The organism is Pseudofrankia asymbiotica, assembly GCF_001983105.1.
GTDB lineage: Bacteria > Actinomycetota > Actinomycetes > Frankiales > Frankiaceae > Pseudofrankia > Pseudofrankia asymbiotica.
Window position 1 is genome coordinate 110,149 of the sequence record NZ_MOMC01000003.1, and the last position, 23,472, is coordinate 133,620.

Sequence of the window (23,472 nt, forward strand, 5' to 3'; positions counted from 1 at the left end):
CCGCGCCCCGCCCCTCGCCTAACGTCCGTTCGCCTGGGACCAGAGCTGGCTGTACCACGCGTCGTCGGGGCTCGACCGCCCACGCCCGTCCGTCGCCGCCGGGCTCGGCGGCGGCGCGACGGGCACCAGGTAGGTCTTCTCCCCCGGCTTCACGTAGTGCAGCCGGCGGCGTGCCTCGTCCTCGACCCAGGTGTCGTCGTCGTACTTCGAGACCGTCTCGCGCAGCGCGTCGACGCGTGCCTGCGCCGCCGCGTTCTGCTTGGCGAGCGCGGCGATGTCCGCCTGCTGCTGCAGGTAGAGGCGCAGCGGGTAGGCGAGCGTCAGCACGAGCACGCAGATCACTACGGCGAGCAGAGTGGCACGGGTGGTGAGCGTCGTCCGCCGGGGCAGGCGCGGCATGGCGGCTGGTCAGCCGGTTCCGCGGCTCAGCCGGCCGCGCGTCGCGGGAACGCGCCCGCGCCGGCGTAGCGCGCCGCCGCGTCGAGCTGCTCCTCGATGCGCAGGAGCTGGTTGTACTTGGCGACCCGCTCGCTGCGCGCCGGGGCGCCGGCCTTGATCTGGCCGCTGCCCACGGCGACGGCGAGGTCGGCGATCGTCGTGTCCTCGGTCTCGCCGGACCGGTGCGACATCATCGTCCGGTAGCCGGAGCGGTGCGCCAGGTCCACGGCGTCGAGCGTCTCCGTCAGGGTCCCGATCTGGTTGACCTTGACGAGCAGCGCGTTCGCCGCGCCGGCCGCGATGCCGCGGGCGAGCCGCTCCGGGTTGGTGACGAACAGGTCGTCGCCGACGAGCTGGACCTTGGCGCCGAGCCGGCTGGTGATCGCCTGCCAGCCCTCCCAGTCGTCCTCGGCCAGCGGGTCCTCGATCGAGACGATCGGGTAGGACGCCACCAGCTCGGCGTAGTAGTCGGTCAGCTGCTCGGCGGACTTGTCGGCGCCCTCGAACCGGTACGCGCCGTTCTGGAAGAACTCGGTGCTGGCGACGTCGAGCGCGAGCGCGATGTCGTCGCCGACGGTGAAGCCGGCCTTCTGGATCGCCTCGGCGATCAGGTCCAGGGCCTCCCGGTTGGTCGGCAGGCTCGGGGCGAAGCCGCCCTCGTCGCCGACGCCGGTGCCCAGGCCCCGCCCCTTCAGGACGCTCTTGAGCGAGTGGTAGACCTCGGCACCCCAGCGCAGCGCCTCGGCGAACGTGCTCGCGCCGATCGGCGCGACCATGAACTCCTGGATGTCGACGTTGGTGTCCGCGTGCGCGCCGCCGTTGAGGATGTTCAGCATCGGCACCGGGAGCAGGTGCGCGCTCGGGCCGCCGAGGTAGCGGAACAGCGGCAGGTTGCTCGACTGGGCGGCCGCCTTGGCGACCGCGAGGCTCACACCGAGGATCGCGTTCGCGCCGAGGCCCGACTTGTCGGGGCTGCCGTCTAGGTCGATCAGGGTCGCGTCGATCAGCCGCTGGTCGGTGGCGTCCAGGCCGAGGTCGATCAACGCCGGGCCGATCCGGTCGATGACCGCCTCGACGGCCTTGGTCACGCCCTTGCCTCCGTAACGGTCGTCGCCGTCACGCAGCTCGACCGCCTCGAAGGCGCCGGTGCTCGCCCCGCTGGGCACCGCGGCGCGGGCCTCCGTGCCGTCGTCGAGCAGGACCTCGACCTCGACGGTGGGATTGCCACGCGAGTCAAGGATCTCGCGGGCGGCTACATCCTCGATGGACGGCACGGATCCTCCATTGGTCAGAGGTCGAGGGAAGGACAAGCTACAAGGTCCGGACGAAACCGCCCGCGTGAGACTACCGCCGCGAGCACCCGACCGGGTCGCCCACACGCCGAACACCACATGACACCACGGTGATCTGCCGGGTGGCGGTGGGCGGGCGCGTCAGCCGATGGGCCCGATCGGGGGCATCAGGAGCGGCCCGGCCGCCGGCAGGCCGGCGCTGGCGGCGAGCCCGGCGAGCGGGCCCCAGCCACCGGCATGGTCACCGGTGAGGACGCCCGTGAGGCAGCCGGCCAGCGCCTCCCACGCGCCGGCCAGCGCGGTCGCCTTCGCCTCCGCCCCGCCCGCGGCCGCCGGCCGGCCAGCCAGCGCGCCGAGGGCCGCCGTGACCGCGCCGCCGGCCCGACCGGCGCCTAGGCCGTACGCGCCGCGGGGACCGAAGGCCACCTGTGCGGCGGCGGCCTGGTCCTCGCTGGAACGAGCCGGGCGGATCCGGTCGACCAGCGACCGCTTCGGCACCAGTTGCACCCGCCCCGGGCGCGCGCCGGGCAGGCCCGCGGCGGCCCAGGCCAGCCTCAGCGCCCGCTCCAGGCCCCCGAGCTCGTCGACCAGCCCACGCCCGTGCGCGTCGGCGCCGGTCCAGACCCGGCCKCGCGCGAGCTCATGGGCCTGTTCCAGGCTCATCGCGCGCGCTGTCGCGACCTTGCCGACGAAGTCGTCGTAGACGCGGTCGAGGAACTCCTCCAGCTTGGCCCGCTCGCCGGGGCTGAACGGGCGGCGCGCCGACATCATCAGCGCGTGCTCGCCCTGGGCGACCTCACCGATGGCGACACCCAGCTTGTCCAGCAGGCCGCTGATCACCTGCTTGCCGCCGTAGACGCCGATCGAGCCCGTGAGCGTCGAGGGACTGGCGACGATCGTGTCGGCGGCGAGCGAGACGAAGTAGCCACCGGAGGCGGCGACCGCGCCCATCGACACGATGACCGGGCGCCCGGTGGCCCGGAACCGCTCCACCTCGCGGCGCACCAGGTCGGAGGCGACGTACGAGCCGCCGGGGCTGTCCACCCGGAAGACCGCCGCCGCGATGTCAGGGTCCTTGGCCGCGGCTCGGAAGGCGGCGCACACGGCGTCGGCGGCGAGCATGGGGCCGCCGACCGGCGAGCCGCCGCGGCGCAGCACCACCGGCCCGGTGCCGTGGATGAGCGCGACGGCGGCGCGGCCCGGGTCCAGGGTCGGCGGGACCGCGACCTCGGAGTCGAGGCCGGCACCCGCGACGGCCGGCGCGGGCGCCGCGGGTCGCGCGTCGCCCCGCGAAGCGCCGAGCCGGGAGCTGACACCGGCGAGGGAACGGGCCACCCGGCGCGGCGGCGAGGACTCCCGCCGCGCGGCCGACCGGCGATAGGCGCCCAGGTACATCGGGACGGGGCTGGGCCCCCCCGACGAGCGCTCCGGCCCGTCGGCCGAGGGCCGGCCGGCAAGCTGCCCGCCGCCATCGCCTCCCCCGCCACCATCGCCTCCCCTGGCGGCAGCACCTCCCTCGTTGGAAGCGGCCTTCCCCGCGGCGGCGTCCTCGCCGTTACCCGCGGCGGCGGCGGAGTGGCCGCCCGCGTCGGCGCGGGTCCCCGTACCCGCCCCGGCACCACCGGCGGTCACCGCGCCCGCGGCGTCACCGGCGGGCGGATCCACGGCGGCGGTCGAGACGACCTCCGTGGGGAGATCCGTGGCCGCGGGTGCCGTGGCGCCTTCGGCCGCGCGGGGCCGCGCCGGTCCGGCGGGCATGGCCTCGACGGGGCTCCGCCCCGCGGGGAGGTCCGGATCCGCGTCGGCGGATCGACTGGACGGCTCGTCGACGACGGCGTCCCGCCCTTCGGTCGCCGGCGTGGCGGGCGCGGGCACGGGCGGTGCGGCGGCGGCGAGCGACGGCTGGCCTGGCCGCGCCGGCGCGGCGAGCGGTTCGGGAGGCGAGCCCACCGGCTCGGCGGTCGGGTCCTCGGCCGCGGCGCGCTCGCGGGCCGCGGCGTACACCTCGTCGCGGTAGCCGAGCCGGTCGATCAGGCCGGCGCCGAGCGCCACCCGCGCGGACAGCGGCCCCGCGTCGACCAGCGAGCGCACCCGGTCCGACGGCAGCCGCCGGCCGGCGACGATGCCCGAGATGATCTCGTCGGCGCAGGACTCGACCACTCGTGTGGTCGCCTCCAGGTGGGCGGGGGTGAAGCCGCGCTCGACGAACGTGTTGACCGCGTTCTTGTACTCGTGTCTCGCTCCGAGCTCGGTGGTCACACCGAGGCGGTCGAGCGCGTCGCGCAGGAACGGGGTGTGGCTGGCGACGCCGGTGAGCCCGAGGTCACCGGGCGGGGCGAGCCAGATCTGGTCGAAGGCGCAGGCCAGGTAGTACGGGACGGTCCCGCCGCCGAACTCGCCGAACGTGTCGGCGTACGCGATCGTGAACTTCCCGGCGGCGCGGAACTCGGCGACGGCGTCCCGGATCTCCTGCGCCCGCGAGAGCGGCATCCCGCAGGTGGCGACGTGCGCGACGAGCACCCGGGTCCTGGGGTCGAGCGCGGCCCGGCGCAGGCCGTCCACGAGCTCGCGCAGCGTCTGGCGGTGCCGGCCGCGCCAGGCGGCCAAGGGGTCGTCGACGACTCCCTCGATCGGGTCGGTCGTGAGGTCCAGCTCCAGGAGTAGCGGGGCGTTACGCCGGGCGGCCAGCGCGCGGATCTCGGCGATCGCATGGCGGGGCGTCGTCGTCTCCATACCCAGAGGCTACGACCGCGCCAATGCCGCCGTAACCACCCATCACCCTCCCAACATGACCCCAAATCGGTCAGGAGGTGCGCGGCGGCCACCGAAGGCGCCAGTCGGCCGAGTCCTGCGCGACCGGGTCCACGGCGTCGGCGTGGGCGGACTCCTCGGCCAGCGCCAGGGCGTCACGGAAGGCACGGGCACGAGCGCGCAGGGCGGCCTCCGGGTCGACCCCGGCGGCTTCGGCCAGCGTGACCGCGGCGAACAGCAGGTCGCCGATCCCGCGCTCGTCCAGCTCCGGCTCGGCCGCGATCGCCGCGACCGCCTCGGCGGGCACGCCGGGACCGTCCGCCACGGGCAGGCCTTCGGACGCCACGTCGCCGACCGTCGTGGCATCGGTCTCGGCCCACGGCGCGGCGGGCAGGAAAAGGTCGGCGGGGACGCCGAGCTTGCGGGCGCGGCTCTGCAGCTTCGCGGCGAGCGAGAGCGCCGGCTGGGTCAGCGGGACACCGTCGGTGACCGAACGGCGGCTCTTCTCGGCGGTCTTGATGGCGTCCCAGTTGGTGACCACCTCGTCCGCGCCGGCGACGGTCACGTCGCCGAACACGTGCGGGTGCCGTCGCACGAGCTTGTCCACGAGGCCGGCGGCGACCTCGTCCACGTCGAACCGGCCGCCGCCCTGGTCCACGTCCCCGTCGGCCGCCTCCTGCGCGACCCGCGCGTGGAACAGGACCTGCATGAGCACGTCGCCGAGCTCCTCGCGCAGTTCGGCCGGCTGGGCGTCCTCGATCGCCTGGTAGGCCTCGTAGGCCTCCTCCAGCAGGTATGGCGCGAGCGACGCGTGCGTCTGCTTGGCGTCCCACGGGCAGCCGCCGGGTGAGCGCAGCCGGTCCATGACGGCGACCGCGTCCAGCAGGACACCGCCCGGCACGTCGTGCGTCCCCGCGACGACGCGCACCGCCTCCGGCCCGCCGCCCGCGCCCGCGCGCAGGGCGGCGTCGAGCGCGGCCGCGGGACCGGGCCAGCCGGCGGCCGGCTCGAGCAGCCACACCACCTCGTCCGTGCCGGCCGCCGCCGCGGCGGCGCGCAGCCGCGCCAGCGCCCAGCCGGCCCCCTCGGCCCGGTCGGACGGCTCCGGCGGGGCGAGTGCCTCGACGTCGACGCCGGCCGCGCGCAACGCGGCGAGCTGAGGGTGCGCCGGGTCGGCGCAGAGCACCGGGGCCCGGCGGACCAGGTCCCAGGCCTCGGCGGTGAGCAGGCCCGGCGCGACCCGGGCGCTGGTCGCGAGCAACGTGACCCGGGCCGGGCCGGGACCGGTCACTGCAGGCTCAGCTGCGGAACCGGCGTCGGCGTGGTCGCGATGGAGCCGGACTGTGCCAGCACCTGCAGGTCATCGACGCTCCAGGTCCCGAACCGGGGGCTCACCGAGACCCCCAGCTGGCGGGAGATCTTGACCAGCTCGGGGGTGACCTTGTCCGTCCGGGCGGTCCCCTTGACGATGTCGTGGGCCAGGAACGACCGCAGCTGCTCGAAGCTGAGCGGCAGGGACTTCACCCCGAACTGGGCCAGCAGCGCGTCGTAGGCCGACTTCGCGTCCGCGTCCGAGCCGACCAGGTCCGGCGCGATCCTGTCCGCGATCTTGGACTCGAGCGCGTCGACGTGTACCTGCGACCGCACGTCCTGAGGCGAGAACCCGAGCACCGCGACGGCGTCCTCGAAGGCCGGGATGCTGCCGGCCTGGGTCACCGCGAGCGCCTGGTAGTAGGCGTCGAAGTCCTGCGGAGTGAGCGTGATCCCCAGCTCGTGCGCCTTCGCCTCATCCAGCCTGAGCCGGATGAGGGTGTTCAGCGCGCGGCGCTGCACGAGGTCATGGGTGACCGGGCCCTGCTGGGACTCGCGCTGCGCGACCACATCGGGATGCGCGGCGGCGTACGCCTTGTAGGCGGCCACGCCACGGTCCGCGATGGCGCTCACGGTGGACGTGTCGATCCGCTGGTCGTCGACCTGCGCGGCGGCGCCGGCATGGCTCGTGCAGGCGGTCATCGCCACCGCCACCAGCGCGAGCGCGGCACCCAGCAGTGCCGCCTGAGTTGAGGACCGCCGAGTGCGCGAGGAAACATCATTTTCGCGCGCCCTCTGGCCCAACAGACGTGGTGACTTCACGGACGCAACGTTAGCTTCCGCACCAGGCCCGATGCAGCCGGCCCTGCCCAACACCCCGCCATTCACCGGCCCTTCACACCCGAAGAACCTGGGGCGCCGGCACTCCGGGGGCAACGGAGTCCCACGGAATGTGACGCGGCCGATCCCGCCCCAACGTCCGGCCACCACCGTCCGTCCGGTCTCCGGGCCGGGACTCGAGAGGCTGGGCCCGCGCGGCGCCCCGCCGCCAGCTCCCGCGCCGGGCGCCTACTTCCGGCCGCCTGGCGCTCCACCGGTGGCGACGCCGGCGGCGGTGGCGACGGAGTCACCGATGATCGCGGCGAGCAGGTCGGCGGCCCACGCGAGCAGCGCCCTGTCGCGCAGCGGCGGCGAGCCGATCCGGCCGGTCAGGCTCGGGGCCGGGACCAGCACCGTGCGGGTCGCCGCCTTGACGACGGCGCCCTTGTACAGCCGCTGCAGCCGCAGCGTCTGGCTCTCCCGCAGCTCCAGCGGGCCGAACCGGATCTGCTTGCCCGCCAGCGTGATCTCCGACAGGCCGTAGCCGCGGGCGAGCACCCGCAGCGAGGCGACGGCCAGCAGGTTCTCCACCGGCTCCGGCGGCGCGCCGAAGCGGTCGACGAGCTCGGCACGGACCTCGTCGAGGTCCGCCTCGCTCGCCGCGGCGGCGATCCGGCGGTAGGCGTCCAGGCGCAGCCGCTCGCTGCCGACGTAGTCGTGCGGCAGGCTCGCGTCGACCGGGAGCTCGACCTTGACGTCCGACAGCTCCTCGGGCGCCTGGCCCTTGTAGTCGGCGACCGCCTCGCCGACCATCCGCACGTACAGGTCGAAGCCGATGGCGGCGATGTGCCCGGACTGCTCGCCGCCGAGCAGGTTGCCGGCGCCGCGGATCTCCAGGTCCTTCATCGCGACGGCCATGCCCGCGCCGAGGTCGGTGTTCAGCGCGATGGTCGCGAGCCGGTCGTGCGCGGTCTCGGTCAGCGGCCGGTCCTGCGGGTAGAGGAAGTAGGCGTAGGCCCGCTCGCGCCCGCGCCCGACCCGGCCGCGCAGCTGGTGCAGCTGGGACAGGCCGAAGACGTCGGCCCGCTCGACGATCAGCGTGTTGGCGTTGGAGATGTCCAGGCCCGACTCGACGATCGTCGTGCACACCAGGACGTCGTACCTCTTCTCCCAGAAGGCGACCATCGCCTTCTCGAGCACGTCCTCGTTGAGCTGGCCGTGCGCGGTCGCGATCCGCGCCTCGGGGACCAGCTCGCGCAGCCGGGCCGCGGCCCGGTCGATCGACTCGACCCGGTTGTGGATGTAGAAGACCTGCCCCTCGCGCAGCAGCTCGCGGCGGATCGCGGCGGCCACCTGGCGCTGGTCGTAGGCGCCGACCGAGGTGAGCACCGGGTGGCGCTCCTCCGGCGGGGTGTCGATCGTCGACAGCTCCCGGATGCCCGTGATCGACATCTCGAGCGTCCGCGGGATCGGGGTGGCGCTCATGGTGAGCACGTCCACCGCCGTCCRCATCTTCTTCAGGTGCTCCTTGTGCTCGACGCCGAACCGCTGCTCCTCGTCGACGATCACGAGGCCCAGGTCCTTGAACCTGGTCTCGTTCGACAGCAGCCGGTGGGTACCGATGACGATGTCGACGGAGCCGTCGGCCAGGCCGGCGAGCGCGGCCTTCTGCTCGGTGGCCGAGTTGAACCGGCTCATCGCCTTCACGATCACGGGGAAGGCCGCGTACCGCTCGGAGAAGGTCTGGTAGTGCTGCTGGACGAGCAGCGTCGTGGGGACCAGCACGGCCACCTGCTTGCCGTCCTGCACCGCCTTGAACGCGGCCCGCACGGCGATCTCGGTCTTGCCGTAGCCGACGTCGCCGCAGATCACCCGGTCCATCGGGACCGGGCGCTCCATGTCCCGCTTGACCTCGTCGATCGCGGAGAGCTGGTCGGGGGTCTCCCGGAACGGGAAGGCGTCCTCCAGCTCGCGCTGCCACGGGTTGTCGGGGGCGAACGCGTAGCCGGGAGCGGCCATCCGGGCGCTGTAGAGCCGGATCAGCTCGCCGGCGATCTCCTTGACCGCCTTGCGGGCCCGGCTCTTGCGCTTCGCCCAGTCGGCCCCGCCGATCCGGTCGAGCGTCGGGCCCTCGCCGCCCACGTAGCGGGTGACCTGCTCGAGCTGGTCGGTGGGGACGTAGAGACGGTCGCCCTTGGCGTACTCGAGCACCAGGTACTCGCGCTTCGCGCCGACGACGGTGCGGGTGACCATCTCGACGTACCGGCCGACGCCGTGCGCCTCGTGCACGACCAGGTCGCCGGCGGCCAGCGCCAGCGGGTCGATGCCCTTGCGGCGCCGGCTGGGCAGCCGGCGCATGTCCTTGGTGGTGACGCCGCGGGCGCCGGCGAGGTCGGCCTCGGTGAGCACGGCCAGGCGCAGCAGATCACTGGCGAAGCCCGTGGACAGCTGCCCCTGGGTCACGGTGACGACGGACGGCACGAGCTCGGCGTCCTCGACGACGCGGGCGCCGAGGTCGGCCTCGCGCAGCAGCTCGGCGAGCCGCTGCGCCGGGCCGTGGCCGGCGGTGACCAGCAGGACGCGCCACGAGTCGTTCAGCCAGCCCTTGACGTCGGCGACCAGGCGTGCGGTGTCGCCGTGGTAGGCGGGCGCCGGGCGCAGGCTCGTCGCCACGGCCTCGTCGGGCGGGTCGAAGGCCGCGGCGGCCTCGTCGGCCTCCTCCCCGGCGTTCATCGCGCCGAACTGGCTGACGGTCCACCAGGGCAGGTCCAGCTCGGCGGCGCGGGCTCGCACGTCGGCGAGCGAGCGGTAGGCCGCCGAGCCGAGGTCGATGGGGGTGTCCGAGCCGAGCGCGGCCGAGCTCCAGGAGGCGGCGAGGAACTCCTGGCTGGTCCGGACGAGTTCGGCCGCCCTGGCGCGGATGCGCTCCGGGTCGCACAGCAGCAGCTGGGTGCCGGCCGGCAGCTCGTCGAGGAGCAGAACCAGGCTGTCGACGAGGACCGGCGCGAGCGCTTCCATCCCCTCCACCGGGATACCCGAGGCGATCTTGTCGAGCATCTCGATGAGATCCGGATGCTCGACGGCCAGCCGGGCCGCGCGGGCGCGCACGTCCTCGGTGAGCAGCAGCTCACGGCACGGCGGCGCGAACAGCGCGTACTCGCCGCCGGTCGCGCCCTGCTCGGCGGCCTTCCCGGCGTCGAGGGCGCGCTGGTCGGCCACCGAGAAGGGCCGGACGTCCTCGATCTCGTCGCCGAAGAACTCGACCCGCAGCGGGTGCTCCTCGGTGGGCGGGAAGACGTCGAGGATGCCGCCGCGCACCGCGATCTCGCCGCGCCGCTCCACCAGGTCGACCCGGTGGTAGGCGATCTGGACCAGCCGCTCGACGACGGCCTCGAGGTCGGCGGTGTCGCCGCGGCGCAGCAGCACCGGCTCGAGGTCCCCGAGGCGGGCGACCTGCGGCTGCAGCACGGCGCGCACCGGCGCGACGACGACCGAGAGTGGCCCGGCGGGCGCCGCGCGCCCGCCGGGCGCGTCATGCCCGTCGCCAGCCCAGGTCTCGGGGTGCGCGAGCCGGCGCAGCACCGCCAGGCGCCGCCCGACGGTGTCGGCGCGCGGCGAGAGCCGTTCGTGCGGCAGCGTCTCCCAGCTCGGGTAGACGGCGACGGCGTCCGGCCCGAGCACGCTGCCGAGCGCGTCGGCGAGGTCCTCCGCCTCCCGCCCGGTGGCGGTCACGGCGAGCACCTGACGCCCGGCGCGGGCCAGTGCCGCGACCGCGAACGGGCGCAGCCCTGGCGGCCCCGAGAGGTCTACCGGCACGACCGGGCCACCGGGGCTGCCGGGGCCACCGGCGGTCTCGAGGGCGTCCTGGACACGCAGCAGCGCCGGCTCACCGCCCGGTCGGGCGGTGAGGGCGTCGAGCAGCGGCGCGAGGGTCATCGGATCCGTCCCGGCCTCTTCCATGTCCGGCACGACCGCCGGATCCTGGATGTTGGTGTGCGCCCGCGCGGGCGCACGGTCTGGACTACAACACCGTCTCGGACTACAACGTCAGCCGGGCCGTGGCTTCTGCCGGCCTACGGCACCGGAACTTCGGGCAGCTCTGGGCGCACGGCCAAACGCCCGTCCGGCGGCCCGCTCGCCTGGCGGGCCTGAAGCAGACCGTCGCCCGGCCTGGATAAGGCCGTACCCCGTTCTGGTGCCCACCGCGCCCGCGAACGGCCGTCGGGCTTCCCGTCCGGTCCGCTGACCCAGATCCGCCGAGGCCCCCGCGCGCGACGGCCACCCGCGAGGATCACGAGGCCACGCCCGGCCAGAAGCCCCATAACAGCGAACAACTCCATGGTCAGCGTACGGGAGCCCCCAGCTGGCGGGGGCGGCTCGTCCCCCCACCGAATCCGCCGGGCGCGGCCACCCATCGAATGGGCGCACGCACGCTTGATGGGGTGGGCCGAAAGGTCGACGCGACGTACAGTCATCTGCCATCAGCTGGCCTGCCCGGTAGGGGCCCGCCAGTCTCACCTGACGTAAGGGTAGAGTTGTCCACAACGCGCCGTGGCCAGTCCACRCCAAGAACCGGTCGCGCCGACCTCTACCAGATCGGGGACGTCGCCGAGCGGGTCAACCTGTCGTTGCGCACCGTCCGCTACTACGAGGAGGCCGGTCTGCTGATGCCGGTCGGCCGCACCGCCGGCGGTTTCCGGCTCTACGACGAGGACGCCGTGGAGCGGCTTTTCCTGATCAAGATGATGAAGCCCCTCGGCTTCACCCTTGAGGAGATGCGATCACTACTCACCCTGCGCGACGAGCTCTCGCGTCCGGGCCTTGCCCTGGACGCGCGCGCCGCGCTGGAGGAGCGCCTGCGCACGTGGGTGGTGCTCGCCGAGGAGAAGCTGGCCGCCCTGCGCCAGCAGGTCGGCGTCGCGGAGGCCTTCGTCTCCGGCCTGCAGGACGACGCCGACCGGTCGCGCCGCGGGTAGCCGGCAACCCCAGCCCGGTACCACACGAGAAGAGCGCCGCGCGCCCCGAAGACGGGCGAGCGGCGCTCGTTCTCTTGGGTGGCCGGCTATTGGGTGGCCGACCAGAGCGAGCGGTAGGTCGCCGAGCCATTGGGCTGCTGCACGGGGTTCGTGAGCGACGAGTTCACGTTGTGCGGATCGCTGTCGTTGAAGTAGGCCTCGTAGGCGAGCATTCCGCTGTACTGCCGAAAGAGCCTGGCCATCTGCTGGATGTAGAGCGGGTTGTCGCCGCCCGCCTGGCCCGCCTGGCCCGCCGGGGTTCCCTTGTCGACCAGGCCCCATTCCGGTACCGAGAACAGCTTGTTGTGCAGCTGCGCGAAGTTGATCACGTAGCACGGCCCCGGCAGCAGCGGGCCGTCCTCGCACTTGGCGTTGAACGACGCGGCGTCGAAGCTCGGCGGGTACTGGTCGTAGGTGTCGAYCCCGATCACGTCCACGACGTCGTCACCCGGGTAGGCGGAGAACGGGTCGCCGCCGTTCGGCAGCGTGGTGCGCGCGTTGATCGTCCAGTCGATCCGTACCCGTGGGGCCACCGAGAGCAGGGCGAGGGCCTCGTGGCGGAAGCACTGGACCCACTGCTGGGGGTCGGCGGCCTTCCAGGCGAACCACTTGCCGTTGGCCTCCCAGCCGATGCGGACGAACGAGTMCGACCGTCCCTGCCGGTTCAGCCAGTTGCCGAACTGACGGAAATAGCYGTCGAAGGCGCCGGAGGCGCACTGCGCCATGTGCTGCTGGTTCCAGCCGTCGACGTTCTCACCGTTCTGCGGTTCCGGGAACATCGGCACGGAGACGACCCAGGTGCCGGGGAAGCTGCTGAAGTGGCTGGCACTGTCGCCGATCCACGGTCCGACGATCGATCCCCAGCTGTTACGGGCGGTGAACATGACCACCACGTCGTTGGGCCGGCCGCGGTAGTTCGCGAAGGTGTTCGCCTGACTGGTACTGCCGGCGGACATCCCGGTCGGCCACGGGCCGCTGGTCCTCGCGGGCTGAACTCGGGGCCGGGCGGGCGGCCCCGCGGGGGCGACGGCTGGCGCGGAGGTGGCCGCCGTGGCGGGAGCGGGGGCAGGGGCGGCGGTTGTCGAGGCGGCGGGCGCGAAGCCCGCGTCATCCTCGTGCTTGCCGGACTTGGGTGTCACCGCCCAGGCGGTCAGGCCCAGCACCAGGACGAGGCCGACCGCGATCCCCGGCAGCACGCGGCTCCTGAACCTCGCCCGGCCGCCCGAACGCTCTACCAGCCAGTCGTACCAGTGATGGGCCTCGTCACCGTAGTAACGCAGCTCCTCGCGTGCGTGCTCCCGAGTCGATCCACGACGGCGGGCCACTGACACTCACCTCCGTCGTGGTGTGGCGCCACCCAACTGGGGCAGGGTGAGTCAGTGGCGCCCGAAAGGTACCGAAACGTACTACGTATGCCGGCCGCGCCCCGGGGCGGCATGGCGAGATCAGTGCGCCGCGACACACCCGGACTCGCCGGATCTCGCGACACACCCGGACTCGCCGGATCTGAACGCGAGCACACACTGTGACCATCCCCAGGGCTTCCCTTGTTGCCGCCCAGATTGGTCGAGAGCGACAAGAAGAGGACGCTTCACACGAGCCAGTGGTTGCCAGCCCGGTACCCACACACGAGGCCTGGTGACGGACCAAGAAGGCATATCACCCGTTCCAGGCCAGCCGCGACCCGCCATGCGCCAAGTGAAGGTTCAGGCACGCGCCGTTGCGGATCCACCACTGTGCGATCGCACACACCCTCGGCGGCGGGCGCGTGGCATCCGTCAGGGGACCGCCCCAGCCTGCGCGGACCGAGAATTTCGGTACGGTACGGTTACTCCGGCAGCGTCCCGGACGTCACCGCGGTAGTGGGAGCAGCTGATCTTCCGGACTCGCCAGGACCCGCGGTCCCTGCCAGGGGAGCGGCCTCTGGCTCCCAGTGGCGGTCCGGCGGCCGTCCCGGCCACGACCGGCCAGGGCCGTGGCCACCTCGGCCAGTCAGCCCGACGTTGCCCCGGCCCGCTCGTACGCCGGCAGACCAACGCCCGGGAGCACGCCCGGGTCCGACTCTGGGAGAACAGACAGCCGTGACACCCCCGAGCTCGGCTTCCACGCCGGCCCGCACCGTCCCCGGCGCCGCGGACATCCCGGTCGTCATCCTCTGCGGGGGGATGGGCACCCGGCTGCGCGAGGCCAGCGAGAAGCTGCCGAAGCCGCTGGTCGACATCGGCGGCAAGCCGATCCTCTGGCACATCATGAAGACCTACGGGCACTACGGCTTCCGCCGCTTCGTCCTGTGCCTGGGCTACAAGAGCGACGCGATCAAGAACTACTTCCTGAACTACCGCGAGCAGGTAGCGGACTTCACGCTCCGGCTCTCGGACGACCACACCCCCACGTTCCACAACGCCGCCGGCGACGAGGACTGGGAGGTCACGTTCGCCGAGACCGGYCTGCTCAGCGGCACCGGCGCCCGGCTGGGCCGCGTCCGCGAGTACCTGGACGGCCCCCGGTTCCTGCTCACCTACGGTGACGGCGTCGGCGAGATCGACGTGGCCGCGCTGTACGAGGCGCACGAGCGCGGCGGCCGGATGGGCACCGTGACGGGCGTGCGGCCCTCCAGCCGGTACGGCGAGCTGGAGACCGATGGCGACGGCGTCAGGCTGTTCGCCGAGAAGCCCCCGCAGACGGGCTGGGTCAGCGGCGGCTACTTCGTCTTCGAGCGCGAGTTCGTCGACAAGTACGTCGACGACGACCCGGGGCTGATGCTGGAGCGCTACCCGCTGCAGCAGCTCGCCCGCGACCGGGAGCTCACCCTGTACCCGCACGACGGGTTCTGGATGGGCATGGACACCTTCCGGGACTGGACCGAGCTCAACCAGCTCTGGGACGCGGGCACCGCCCCCTGGCGGGTCTGGGCCGACTGAGCCCATACGTCACGGTGACTACTTCGGAGGCCCAGGGCACCACGCTCGGTGAGCGGCTGCACGGCCTGGTCGCCGCGCTGGGCGCGGCACCGGTGCGCAGCATCACCGGCGACGGCGTCCGGGCGACCCTTGAGATCGTCCAGAAGGCCGTCGCCGAGGGCCGGGGGACCGCCGAGATCCCGTTCGAGGTCCACGAGGTGCCCTCGGGCACGCCGGTGCTCGACTGGACGGTGCCCAAGGAGTGGAACGTCCGCGCGGCCTACCTGGTCGGCCCCGACGGGTCACGGGTGGTCGACATCGCCGACCACCCGCTGCACCTGCTGGGCTACAGCGTGCCCACCCGTGCCCGCCTGAGCCTCGACGAGCTGCGCCCGCACCTGTTCTCGATGCCGGACCGGCCGGACTGGATCCCCTACCGGACGTCCTACTGGAACGAGAACTGGGGCTTCTGCCTCACGGACACCGCGCTGCGCGCGCTGCCGGACGGCGAGTACGAGGTGGTCATCGACACCACCCTCACGGACGGCTCGCTCACCTACGCCGAGATCGTCCTGCCCGCGACCGAGCCAGCCCCGGCCGGTGGCGAGCCCACCGAGTTCCTGATCACGACGCACACGTGCCATCCGGCGACGGCGAACGACAACGGGTCCGGCATCGCGATCCTCACGGAGCTGGCCCACCACCTGGCGGCCCTGCCGCGGCGGCGGCACACGTTCCGGCTGCTGTTCATCCCGGGCACGATCGGCTCGATCACCTGGCTCGCCCAGAACCGGGACGTCGTCGGCCGGATAGGGCACGGGCTCGTGCTGACCGGCCTCGGCGACCGTTCCCAGCCCACCTACAAGCGCAGCAGGCGCGGCGACGCCGTCGTCGACCGGGCCGCCGCCGTCGCGCTCGCGGAGACCGGGCGGCCGCACCGGGTGGTCGACTTCTCGCCGTACGGCTACGACGAGCGGCAGTTCTGCTCTCCGGGCTTCGACCTGCCGGTGGGCCGGTTCGGGCGGGGCCAGCACGGCGAGTACCCCGAGTACCACACCTCGGCGGACAACCTGGACTTCGTCAGCCCGGAGAACCTGGCCGAGTCGTTCGGCCTGCTCACGCGGATCATCGAGATCTGCGAGCGCAACGCGGTCTGGCGCAACACGAGCCCGTACGGCGAGCCGCAGCTCGGCCGGCGCGGGCTGTACCGCGCGATCGGCGCGACGATGAACCGCCAGGCCGTCGAGATGGGCCTGCTCTGGGTTCTCAACCTCGCCGACGGGACACACGACCTGCTCGACATCGCCGCGCGCGCGGGCATCGAGTTCGACTCGGTCACCGCCGCCGTCGACGCGCTGGCCGGCGTCGGCCTCCTGGTTCCGCGGGACGCCGTGTCACCCGAGGGCACCCCATGAGCGTCCACGTCGCGGACGGTCCGGTCTGGACCGTGGTGCTGGCCGGTGGCGGTGGCACCCGGTTCGGCGGGCCGAAGCAGTTCTTCGACCTGGGTGGACGCCCGCTGGTCGAGCATCCGGTGCTGGCCGCGGGCCCCGTGAGCGACGGTGTCGTCGTGGTGCTCCCGCCCGCGCTGCTGGATCGTTGGCGGCCGGAGCCCGGCGCGGGCTCGCCGGAGGCACGGCCGATGGTACGGGTGACCGGCGGTGGCGCGAGCCGGGCCGAGTCGGTGCGGGCGGGTCTCGCGGCGGTGCCGCCGGCCGCGGGCGTCATCGTCATCACCGACGCCGCCCATCCGCTCGCCACCGCCGACCTGTACCGCCGGGTGGTGGACGCGGTACGAGGCGGCGCGGACGCGGCCGTCCCGGGGCTGCCGCTCACCGAGGTCGTCAAGGAGGTCGGCCCGGGCGACGCCGGGCGCGGCCTGGCCGACGCCCTGGTGGCGGGGCGCTCGCTGCCGCGCGAGACCCACCGGCTGGTGCAGACCCCGCACGCGTTCCGGGCGGATCTGCTGCGCGCGGCGCACGCCGACGCGACGGAGGCCGTCGAGGACTCCGCGATGGTCGCCGCGCTGGGCGCGGCCGTCGTCGTGGTGCCGGGCGAACCGATGAACATCCACGTGACGACGCCGGAAGAGCTGACGATGGCCCGGCGCCTGCTCGCGGCCGAGCCCGAACTGGCGGAGCCTGAAGGGGAATGCGATGAGCACGGTACTGGTCGAGTCCACGCTGTCCGATGACGAGCGGCGCGCCCGTCTGTACGCGGGCGACCTGTTCGTCTATGGGCCGAAGCCGGCGACGCTCGCCTTCGCCGAGTTCACCAGGGACCTGGTGCGGGAGGCGTTCGGCGACCTCGACCCCGAGACCGCGCAGTACCACATGGAGGTCGAGGACTACGCCGCGCTGCTCGCCGACCTGAAGCCGCGGTTCATCCACCACCCACGCTGCAAGGAACTGATCCGGGAGGTGCTCGTCGAGCACGGCGCCGACCCGGAGAAGACCTATTTCGACGTGCCCCGGCTGCGCACGTCGACCAGCGACGACTACCTCACCTCGGGCATCGCCTACGCGTTCCACCCGCACCGGGACACCTGGTACTCGGCGCCGTTCTGCCAGCTGAACTGGTGGTTCCCCGTGTTCGACATCGTCCCGGAGAACGGACTGGCCTTCCACCCGAAGTACTTCGGCCAGCCGGTCAAGAACGGTTCTTCCACGTACAACTACTACGAATGGAACGCGACCAACCGGGCGTCGGCCGCGAAGCACATCAAGAGCGACACCCGGGTGCAGCCGAAGCCGGAGGAGGAGGTCGAGCTCTTCCCGCAGACCAGGGTGATCGCCCCGTCCGGCGGAATGCTCATCTTCTCMGCGCAGCAGCTGCACTCCTCCGTGCCGAACACCTCCGGGCGCACCCGGTTCAGCGTCGACTTCCGCACGGTCCACCACGGCGACGTGCTCGGCCACATCGGCGCGCCGAACGCCGACTCGGCGTGCACCGGCACCACCATGCGCGACTACCTGCGCGCGACCGACCTCACCCGGCTGCCCGAGGACCTGTGCCTCGAGTACGACGAGGTCCCCCCGATGGCGGACGCGATCCTGGTCTACGAGGGGACGCGGTGACGTCCGAGCCGGGCCCGGAGCCCCAGCGGCTGGCCGGCCGGGTGGCGGTGGTCACCGGCGCGTCCAGCGGCGTCGGCCGGGCGATCGCGCTGCGGCTGGCCGCCGAGGGCGCGATCGTGACCGCGGTCGGCCGCGACAAGACCCGGCTGGACGCCCTGCCGGCGGCCGCGGCCGCGGCCGCTCAGGCGATGCCGGTCGGCACGGGCGGTGGCCAGCTGAGCCCGGCGCAGGTCGACCTGACCGACGACGAGGCGCGCCGCGCGCTCGTCGCCGGCCTCCTCGCCGGGCCGAGGCCGGACATCCTGGTCCACAGCGCCGGCGGCTACGCGAGCGGGCCGCACGCGGAGGCCCCGGTCGAGGACCTCGACGCGCTGTACGCGGCCAACGTGCGCGCGCCCTACGCGCTCACCCAGGAGCTGCTGCCCGCCCTGTGCGCGGGCGGAGGCGACGTCGTGGTGGTGAACTCGTCCCAGGGCGTGCGGGCGGGCGCGAACGCCGGCCAGTTCGCCGCCACCCAGCACGCGATGCGGGCCATTACGGACAGCCTGCGCCAGGAGGTGAACGCGGACGGGATTCGGGTATRCGGCATCCATCTGGGCCGCACCGCGACCCCTCGGCAGGAGGCCATCTTCGCCAGGGAGGRCCGGCCGTACGCACCGGAGTTGTTGGTCCAGCCACAGGACGTCGCGGCGGTCGTGGCGGGGGTGCTGAGCCTGCCGCCCGGCGCCGAGGTGACTGAGATCCATCTGCGGCCGGCGAAGAAGAGCTACTGATGTCCCCGAAGTCGGACAACAGTAGAGTGACGTTGCCGACTTCGCCCACCGGCGCGGCCAGTGCGCGGTCCATGCGCCAACCATGGGCTGACGCGCCCACGCGTCCGGAAACCGAGGTGTGCGGTGATTCACCGGTGGTCCAACGAAGGGCCGCCAACGGCGGCGGCGGTGGAGGTCGACCGCATGGAGCGTCGGAGCGTAGATGGTGAGCGAAAGTTGCTCATAACATTCCTCTGTGAGCAGTATCCGCCCATTGTCTGGGATGGCGCGGGCATCTACACAGCTGTACTCGCGTCGGCACTCGCCTCTCTCGGTCACGACGTTCATGTCATCTGCGCCCAGGGGCACCGGGTGGTCGACGAGGTGGTGGAGGGCGTCCACGTCCACCGCCGGCCGCTTCTGCGCGTCCCGGTCAGCCGAGCGCTCGGCAAGTACRCCCGCGTCCTGACCGGCCCGAACTACCCGCGTGACTCGATCTCACTGCGGCTGAGCCTGACCGTCTCGTACGCCGCCTACCTGCGCCAGACCGGCCTTCGGCCCGACGTGATCGAGACGCAGGACGGCGAGACCCGCGCGCTGATGCAGGTGGTCACCCGGTCCTGCCCGGTCGTCGTCCACATGCACGCGCCGACCATGCTGACGCTGCGGCTCGCGAGCCCGCACCTGTCCGTCCGCGGCCGGATCGCCGACCGCCTGGACAGGATCACCTCCGATCACGCGGCCGTGGTGACCTCACCCTCCCAGCTGCTGGTCGACACCGTCCGCCCGTACGGCTGGCTGCGCCGCCAGGACGTGACGATCGTGCCGAACCCGTTCGACGCGAGCCCCTGGGCGAACGTGCCGGACGTGGGCCGCACCGGTCCCGTCGTCGCCACGGTCGGCCGGCTCGAGCCGAACAAGGGTGTGGACATCCTGCTCGACGCGCTCGCCATGCTCGCCGCCCGGGACATCGACGCGAAGCTGATCCTCGCCGGCAGCTCGTCCGGCGAAATCGACGGTGTGCCCACCGGGCGCTGGCTGGAGCGACGGGCGCACGAGCTGAACGTGCCCGTCGTGTTCACCGGCCATGTCGGGCAGCGCGAGCTCGCCGACGTCTACGGACAGGCCCGGGTGGTGGCGGTGCCGAGCCGGTTCGAGAGCTTCTCCATCGCGGCGGTCGAGGGCATGGCCGCCGGCCGCCCGGTCGTGACCACCAGCCGGACCGGCATCGCGCCGTTCGTGGAGGAGTGGCGCGCCGGCGACGTCGTCCCGCCGGAGGTCCCGAAGGCGCTCGCCGACGCGCTCGCGCCCTACCTGACCGACCCGGCGCTGGCCAGGACCGTGGGGGCGAACGGCCGCGCCGGCGCCGCCCGTCTCGATCCTCTCCAGATCGCCCGTGACCGGGAGAAGGTCTACCAGGAGGCGGTCGCCCGCTTCCAGCAGGACAAGTCCTCCTCGACCTCCAAGCACTGAACCCGGCTGGCCGACGCCGGGCCTGGCTTGGGGCCGGCCAGCCGGCCCGGGCGAAGCCGGCCGCGCGGCCGGCGATGGGATCGGCGGCCGCGGCCGGCGGCGAGGTCGGCCGGCCGCTGTCGCGGGAGGAGGCCCGCGTCGCCTCGCTAGTCGCCGGGCGTGAAGTTCAGGTGTGAGAGGGCGCCGGATTCCAGGTAGAGCTCGAAGGGGCTGCGCGTGGCCGCGAGAAGCGACCTGGGCAGAGTGGCCCCGCCCGCGCGCGAGCCGCTGACCTGGCTGCTGTGCGCGGCGAGCGCGTACGCCTGGCGCGAGCGGTAGCCCTTCGCGCCGACCAGCAGCGGGCGTACCTCGCGGATCCGGTCCATCGGGTCACGCAGCATGCGCCGAGGGGTGTAGCCCTCCGTGCCGTAGCCACGCGTCCAGGGCCAGTGCGTCCACAGCCAGACGCCGTACTCGAGAACCTGGCCGCTGAACCCGGTCCTCTTCACGGCCTCGACCGCGGCGGCGTTCGTCGCGTCGTGGTCGGGGTGGCCCTCGCAGGACGTCGGGATGAGCAGCTGCTCCGGCTCCAGCTCCTTGATCAGCTCCGCGAGCCGCTCGGCGACCTCCTCGACATGCTCGCCGACCAAGGTGTCGGGCACGTCGAGGAAGCGGATGTCCGCCGCGCGCAGCCCGAGCCTGGTCCCGGCCCGGCGGGCCTCCTCCTTGCGCAGCGCGATGAGCTCGGCTGGCGGGAGGTACGCCGGCTCGGCCGCCGCGCCGTCACTGACGATCACGACGGTGACCTGGGTGCCGGCCTCACGCTTGCGCATGATCGAGACCCCGCATCCCAGCGTCTCGTCGTCCGGATGCGGGGCGACCACCAGGCACGAGGCGCGCGTCATCGCCCGGGTGATGTCCCGGCCGCGGCGCATCCACGCCCGCCGGTAGGCCGTGCGTGCGGGCAGCAGCGCCCCCTCGCGCAGCGCGGCCGGCCGAACCGCGGCCGTGCCTCGCCGGGCCGCCGCGGTCACGCGGCTCACCGTGCCGGCGTCGCCGGGCGGTGCTTCCGCGGAAGCGCCGGGCGGCTGGGTGGAGCCCTCGACGCTGGCGGCCTGGACATCCCGGCCAGGAGCCCCCGCGGCCCCGAGACTGCTCGCCCCGTCCATCACCACACCTCCTGGCGCATATGTGGATGGTCGTCAGCGTACCGAACGAGCATCCCGCTCCCCCGACCGGCCCGCGGACTGGCTGGTCAGGGCATTCCGCTCTCGCTCGGCCAGCCTAGGCGTGTGCGACGAAGTTGAACCGGCGGCCGGCCTCGAACATCCGCCGGAACTGGGAACGGGTGTACGGGCCTTCGCCGGTCATGTCGTAGATGCGCAGGCCGACGTCCCCGTCGAGGAGGTCGTACATCTGGTCGGGCGTCGTGCCGTACTCGCGGGCGGCCGAGCCGAACTCGAACACGACATGCGGCCGGGACCGGGTCAGCATCTTCAGACCGCCCTTCAGCACCGCGTGCTCGCCGCCCTCGACGTCGATCTTGAGGAGGGTGATCAGATGGTCGGCGGRCACGGTCTCGTCGAGGGTCTCGACGTCCACCTGGATCTGCTCGACCTCCTCCGTCCCCTCCGGCAGCCGCTCGCGCAGCCCGCTGTAGGCCGGACGGCTGCGCACGTACGCGAACGAGCTGGTGCCGGCCTCGTCGGACAGCGCCGCGCGGCGCACGACGACGGACGGGAAGTCGGCGCGCAGGCCCTCGTAGAAGTCCGGAATCGGCTCGTACGCGATGTGCTGACCGCGTGGCGCGTTGTGCACCATCACCCGCAGGACGTCGCCGCGGTGCGCGCCGACGTCGATGCAGTTGGCGTCCGCATGCAGCACGAAGGAAAGCAACAACGCGAGGTTCTTGTCGTCCTCCGCGTTTCGGCGCGCGGTGGGCAGGACATTCCGACGTACCACCTTGAGCGCGGGGCCAAGGCCGAGATCGTTCACCACTCGTCTGGCACTGCCCAGGTGTCGGTTGATCTGCTCCCCCATGATTCCGGGCCCTCCAGGTCTGACCGATATGACCAGGCATCGAGCGCCCGCGGGGCCACGAAGGTACCGATCTCAGTACTCTGCCGACTTGATGGTTCAAGCGCTGTCGACACAATCGGCGCACCCATGACCCAGCTGGCACACACGGGGAGGACGTTATCGTTACGGGAGAGATCCCGACATAGCGGGTCGTTCGGACTGGGCCGCCCGACGCTCACGCGCACGGTGCGTGAGCGTCGGCGGCTCGACCGCGGGTGGGCTCCGTCAGAAACCCCAGGTCACGAACTCGGAAAAACCCGGTCAGCCCGCGCCGAAGAGCTGCTGGTAACGCTTCGCAGACTTCGGGTTCAGTACCGGGTTGAGCAGCGCCGAGTGGACGTTGTCGCGCTCGGAGTTGTTCCAGTAGGACTCATAGGCGAGGACATCGGCATTTGCCCGAAATGTCTCGTACATCTTCTCGATGAAGAAGGGGTTGTCACCGCCGCCCTCGCTGGTGCTCACGACCCCCCACTCGGGCACGGAGAACTTCTTGCCGTGCGCGCGGGCCTCCTTGACGATGTTGCACAGGCCCGACGGGTTGTCGCAGAGGTCGTCCCAGATCTTCTCCGTGGGCGCCGGCGGGGACATGTCGTAGTAGTCGACCCYGATGATGTCGACGTAGTCGTCGCCGGGGTAGGCGGCCCAGACGTCGGTCCCGTCCGGCAACGTGTCGCGGTGCATGCTCATGGTCCAGTCGATCTTGACCTGGGGAGCGGTCGAGCGCAGCGCGGTCACCTCGTGCTGGTAGCAGGTCTTCCAGACCTCGACGTCGCGCGGGTACCAGTTGAACCAGTCGCCGTTGAACTCCCAGCCGAGCCGGACGATCGCGTCGGGCCGGCCGTACTTCTGCAGGTTCTGGCCGAGCTGAGCGAAGTACTGGTCGTAGGCGCCCGCGGCGCAGTCGTTCTCGTTCGCGCCGTCGACCGGCGTGCCGGTGCTCTCGTCAACCGGCCACAGCGGCACGGCGACCGAGATCTGGCCCGGCCACTTGTCCTTGGTGTACGCGTCCAGCGGCCAGTGCGGCGAGACCACGCTGCCCCAGCTGTCGCGCGTCACGAACATCATCGCCAGGTCGACGGGCCGCCCGGTCCACTGCGCCCACTGCCTGATGTCCGCCGGGTAGTTGGCGTTCGCGCCGGACGTCCAGCGCACGCCCAGGCCACCGAGCGACGCGATGGCGGGGCTGGGCTTGTCAGGCTTGTCCTTGTCCGAGCCCGAACACGCGGAGAGCCCCGCCACGGCGACCAGCAAGGCCGTGAGCACCACCCCCGCCCTGAGGGTCCGACCACGCGCCCGACGGCGCCCGGCCCCGCCAGCGGGCGGTCTCTCGCTGGCCGCGACCGCCGCGACCGCCGCGGACCGCCCCCCCGACGCCTGACCTGTGTCATGGCGCTCGCCCACGCGTTACCCCTTCACGACGGCAATGCCGCTCGGCAGCCCCCAGGACGCGTCGCGACTTCCACGCCGACGAGCCGGGCATCACAAGGACGCCAGGCCACCGGCAACCCTTACCTTACGTAAGCCTTGCTGACCTGGGTACCTATCTATCACCCAGACCTGACGATGCCCGCCCACCACTCGGTTCC

17 protein-coding genes are annotated in these 23,472 nt (G+C 72.7%); 7 read left to right on the forward strand and 10 right to left on the reverse strand.

Annotated elements, in window-relative coordinates; all coding sequences use genetic code 11:
* Window positions 1-18: 18 nt before the first annotated feature.
* From BL253_RS01200 to mfd, 6 genes are all read right to left on the reverse strand, one after another.
* Window positions 19-399: an FtsB family cell division protein gene (locus tag BL253_RS01200; RefSeq protein WP_076812612.1), complete on the reverse strand. Its 381-nt coding sequence runs from the start codon at window positions 397-399 to the stop codon at window positions 19-21.
* 26 nt (window positions 400-425) lie between these two features.
* Window positions 426-1,712 (reverse strand): phosphopyruvate hydratase, encoded by a 1,287-nt coding sequence (eno, locus tag BL253_RS01205; protein ID WP_076812614.1) that lies wholly within the window; start codon window positions 1,710-1,712, stop codon window positions 426-428.
* Between the two features lie 159 nt (window positions 1,713-1,871).
* Entirely contained in the window at window positions 1,872-4,463 is a 2,592-nt protein-coding gene (sppA, locus tag BL253_RS01210; RefSeq protein ID WP_076812617.1) for a signal peptide peptidase SppA, read from the reverse strand.
* A 70-nt stretch (window positions 4,464-4,533) separates the two neighbouring features.
* Complete coding sequence (locus BL253_RS01215; RefSeq protein WP_076812619.1) at window positions 4,534-5,772, reverse strand: nucleoside triphosphate pyrophosphohydrolase; 1,239 nt, start codon at window positions 5,770-5,772, stop codon at window positions 4,534-4,536.
* Window positions 5,769-6,494, reverse strand: coding sequence for a SurA N-terminal domain-containing protein (locus BL253_RS01220; RefSeq protein WP_076812743.1), 726 nt, complete (start codon window positions 6,492-6,494; stop codon window positions 5,769-5,771). The genes BL253_RS01215 and BL253_RS01220 overlap by 4 nt, the downstream gene beginning before the upstream one ends.
* Window positions 6,495-6,860: 366 nt before the next feature.
* A complete protein-coding gene (gene mfd, locus BL253_RS01225; protein WP_076812745.1) occupies window positions 6,861-10,547 on the reverse strand; it encodes a transcription-repair coupling factor in 3,687 nt (1,228 codons plus the stop codon).
* A gap of 599 nt (window positions 10,548-11,146) precedes the next feature.
* Here mfd and BL253_RS01230 point away from each other — a divergent pair.
* A complete protein-coding gene (locus BL253_RS01230) occupies window positions 11,147-11,587 on the forward strand; it encodes a MerR family transcriptional regulator (protein ID WP_076812622.1) in 441 nt (146 codons plus the stop codon).
* Window positions 11,588-11,673: 86 nt separating this feature from the next.
* Here the strand turns inward: BL253_RS01230 and BL253_RS01235 are convergent, their stop codons facing one another.
* Window positions 11,674-12,951 carry a glycosyl hydrolase gene (locus tag BL253_RS01235; protein ID WP_076812624.1) on the reverse strand — a complete coding sequence of 426 codons (1,278 nt, stop codon included), beginning with the start codon at window positions 12,949-12,951 and terminating at the stop codon, window positions 11,674-11,676.
* A 756-nt stretch (window positions 12,952-13,707) separates the two neighbouring features.
* Between BL253_RS01235 and BL253_RS01240 the strand changes: the two genes are divergently transcribed.
* The 6 genes from BL253_RS01240 (at window position 13,708) to BL253_RS01265 (ending at window position 19,828) form a co-directional block, all read left to right on the forward strand.
* Window positions 13,708-14,547, forward strand: a complete 840-nt coding sequence (locus BL253_RS01240) for a glucose-1-phosphate cytidylyltransferase (protein ID WP_076812627.1) — start codon at window positions 13,708-13,710, stop codon at window positions 14,545-14,547.
* 14 nt (window positions 14,548-14,561) lie between these two features.
* On the forward strand, window positions 14,562-15,941 hold the full coding sequence (locus BL253_RS01245) for a DUF4910 domain-containing protein (RefSeq protein WP_076812628.1): 1,380 nt from the start codon (window positions 14,562-14,564) through the stop codon (window positions 15,939-15,941).
* Window positions 15,938-16,720: an IspD/TarI family cytidylyltransferase gene (locus BL253_RS01250; RefSeq protein ID WP_076812631.1), complete on the forward strand. Its 783-nt coding sequence runs from the start codon at window positions 15,938-15,940 to the stop codon at window positions 16,718-16,720. The genes BL253_RS01245 and BL253_RS01250 overlap by 4 nt, the downstream gene beginning before the upstream one ends.
* Window positions 16,683-17,603, forward strand: a complete 921-nt coding sequence (locus BL253_RS01255) for a phytanoyl-CoA dioxygenase family protein (protein WP_076812633.1) — start codon at window positions 16,683-16,685, stop codon at window positions 17,601-17,603. Before BL253_RS01250 ends, BL253_RS01255 begins: the two co-directional genes overlap by 38 nt.
* Window positions 17,600-18,376, forward strand: coding sequence for an SDR family oxidoreductase (locus BL253_RS01260; protein ID WP_076812635.1), 777 nt, complete (start codon window positions 17,600-17,602; stop codon window positions 18,374-18,376). Before BL253_RS01255 ends, BL253_RS01260 begins: the two co-directional genes overlap by 4 nt.
* A gap of 216 nt (window positions 18,377-18,592) precedes the next feature.
* Window positions 18,593-19,828: a glycosyltransferase family 4 protein gene (locus BL253_RS01265; protein ID WP_338013675.1), complete on the forward strand. Its 1,236-nt coding sequence runs from the start codon at window positions 18,593-18,595 to the stop codon at window positions 19,826-19,828.
* 146 nt (window positions 19,829-19,974) lie between these two features.
* On the opposite strand, the gene BL253_RS01270 is transcribed toward BL253_RS01265, so the two are convergent.
* The 3 genes from BL253_RS01270 to BL253_RS01280 form a co-directional block, all read right to left on the reverse strand.
* Window positions 19,975-20,976 (reverse strand): PIG-L deacetylase family protein, encoded by a 1,002-nt coding sequence (locus BL253_RS01270; protein WP_081437889.1) that lies wholly within the window; start codon window positions 20,974-20,976, stop codon window positions 19,975-19,977.
* A gap of 115 nt (window positions 20,977-21,091) precedes the next feature.
* On the reverse strand, window positions 21,092-21,847 hold the full coding sequence (locus BL253_RS01275) for an FkbM family methyltransferase (protein ID WP_076812638.1): 756 nt from the start codon (window positions 21,845-21,847) through the stop codon (window positions 21,092-21,094).
* Window positions 21,848-22,147: 300 nt separating this feature from the next.
* Entirely contained in the window at window positions 22,148-23,149 is a 1,002-nt protein-coding gene (locus BL253_RS01280; protein WP_241834405.1) for a glycoside hydrolase family 26 protein, read from the reverse strand.
* Between the last annotated feature and the right edge of the window lie 323 nt (window positions 23,150-23,472).

What these genes read in the sequence shown, in the direction of transcription:
- BL253_RS01200 (WP_076812612.1), bottom strand. Translation starts at nt 399, where the DNA reads ATGCCGCGCCTGCCCCGGCGGACGACGCTCACCACCCGTGCCACTCTG.
- BL253_RS01220 (WP_076812743.1), bottom strand. Translation starts at nt 6,494, where the DNA reads ATGACCGCCTGCACGAGCCATGCCGGCGCCGCCGCGCAGGTCGACGAC.
- BL253_RS01250 (WP_076812631.1), top strand. Translation starts at nt 15,938, where the DNA reads ATGAGCGTCCACGTCGCGGACGGTCCGGTCTGGACCGTGGTGCTGGCC.
- BL253_RS01270 (WP_081437889.1), bottom strand. Translation starts at nt 20,976, where the DNA reads ATGGACGGGGCGAGCAGTCTCGGGGCCGCGGGGGCTCCTGGCCGGGAT.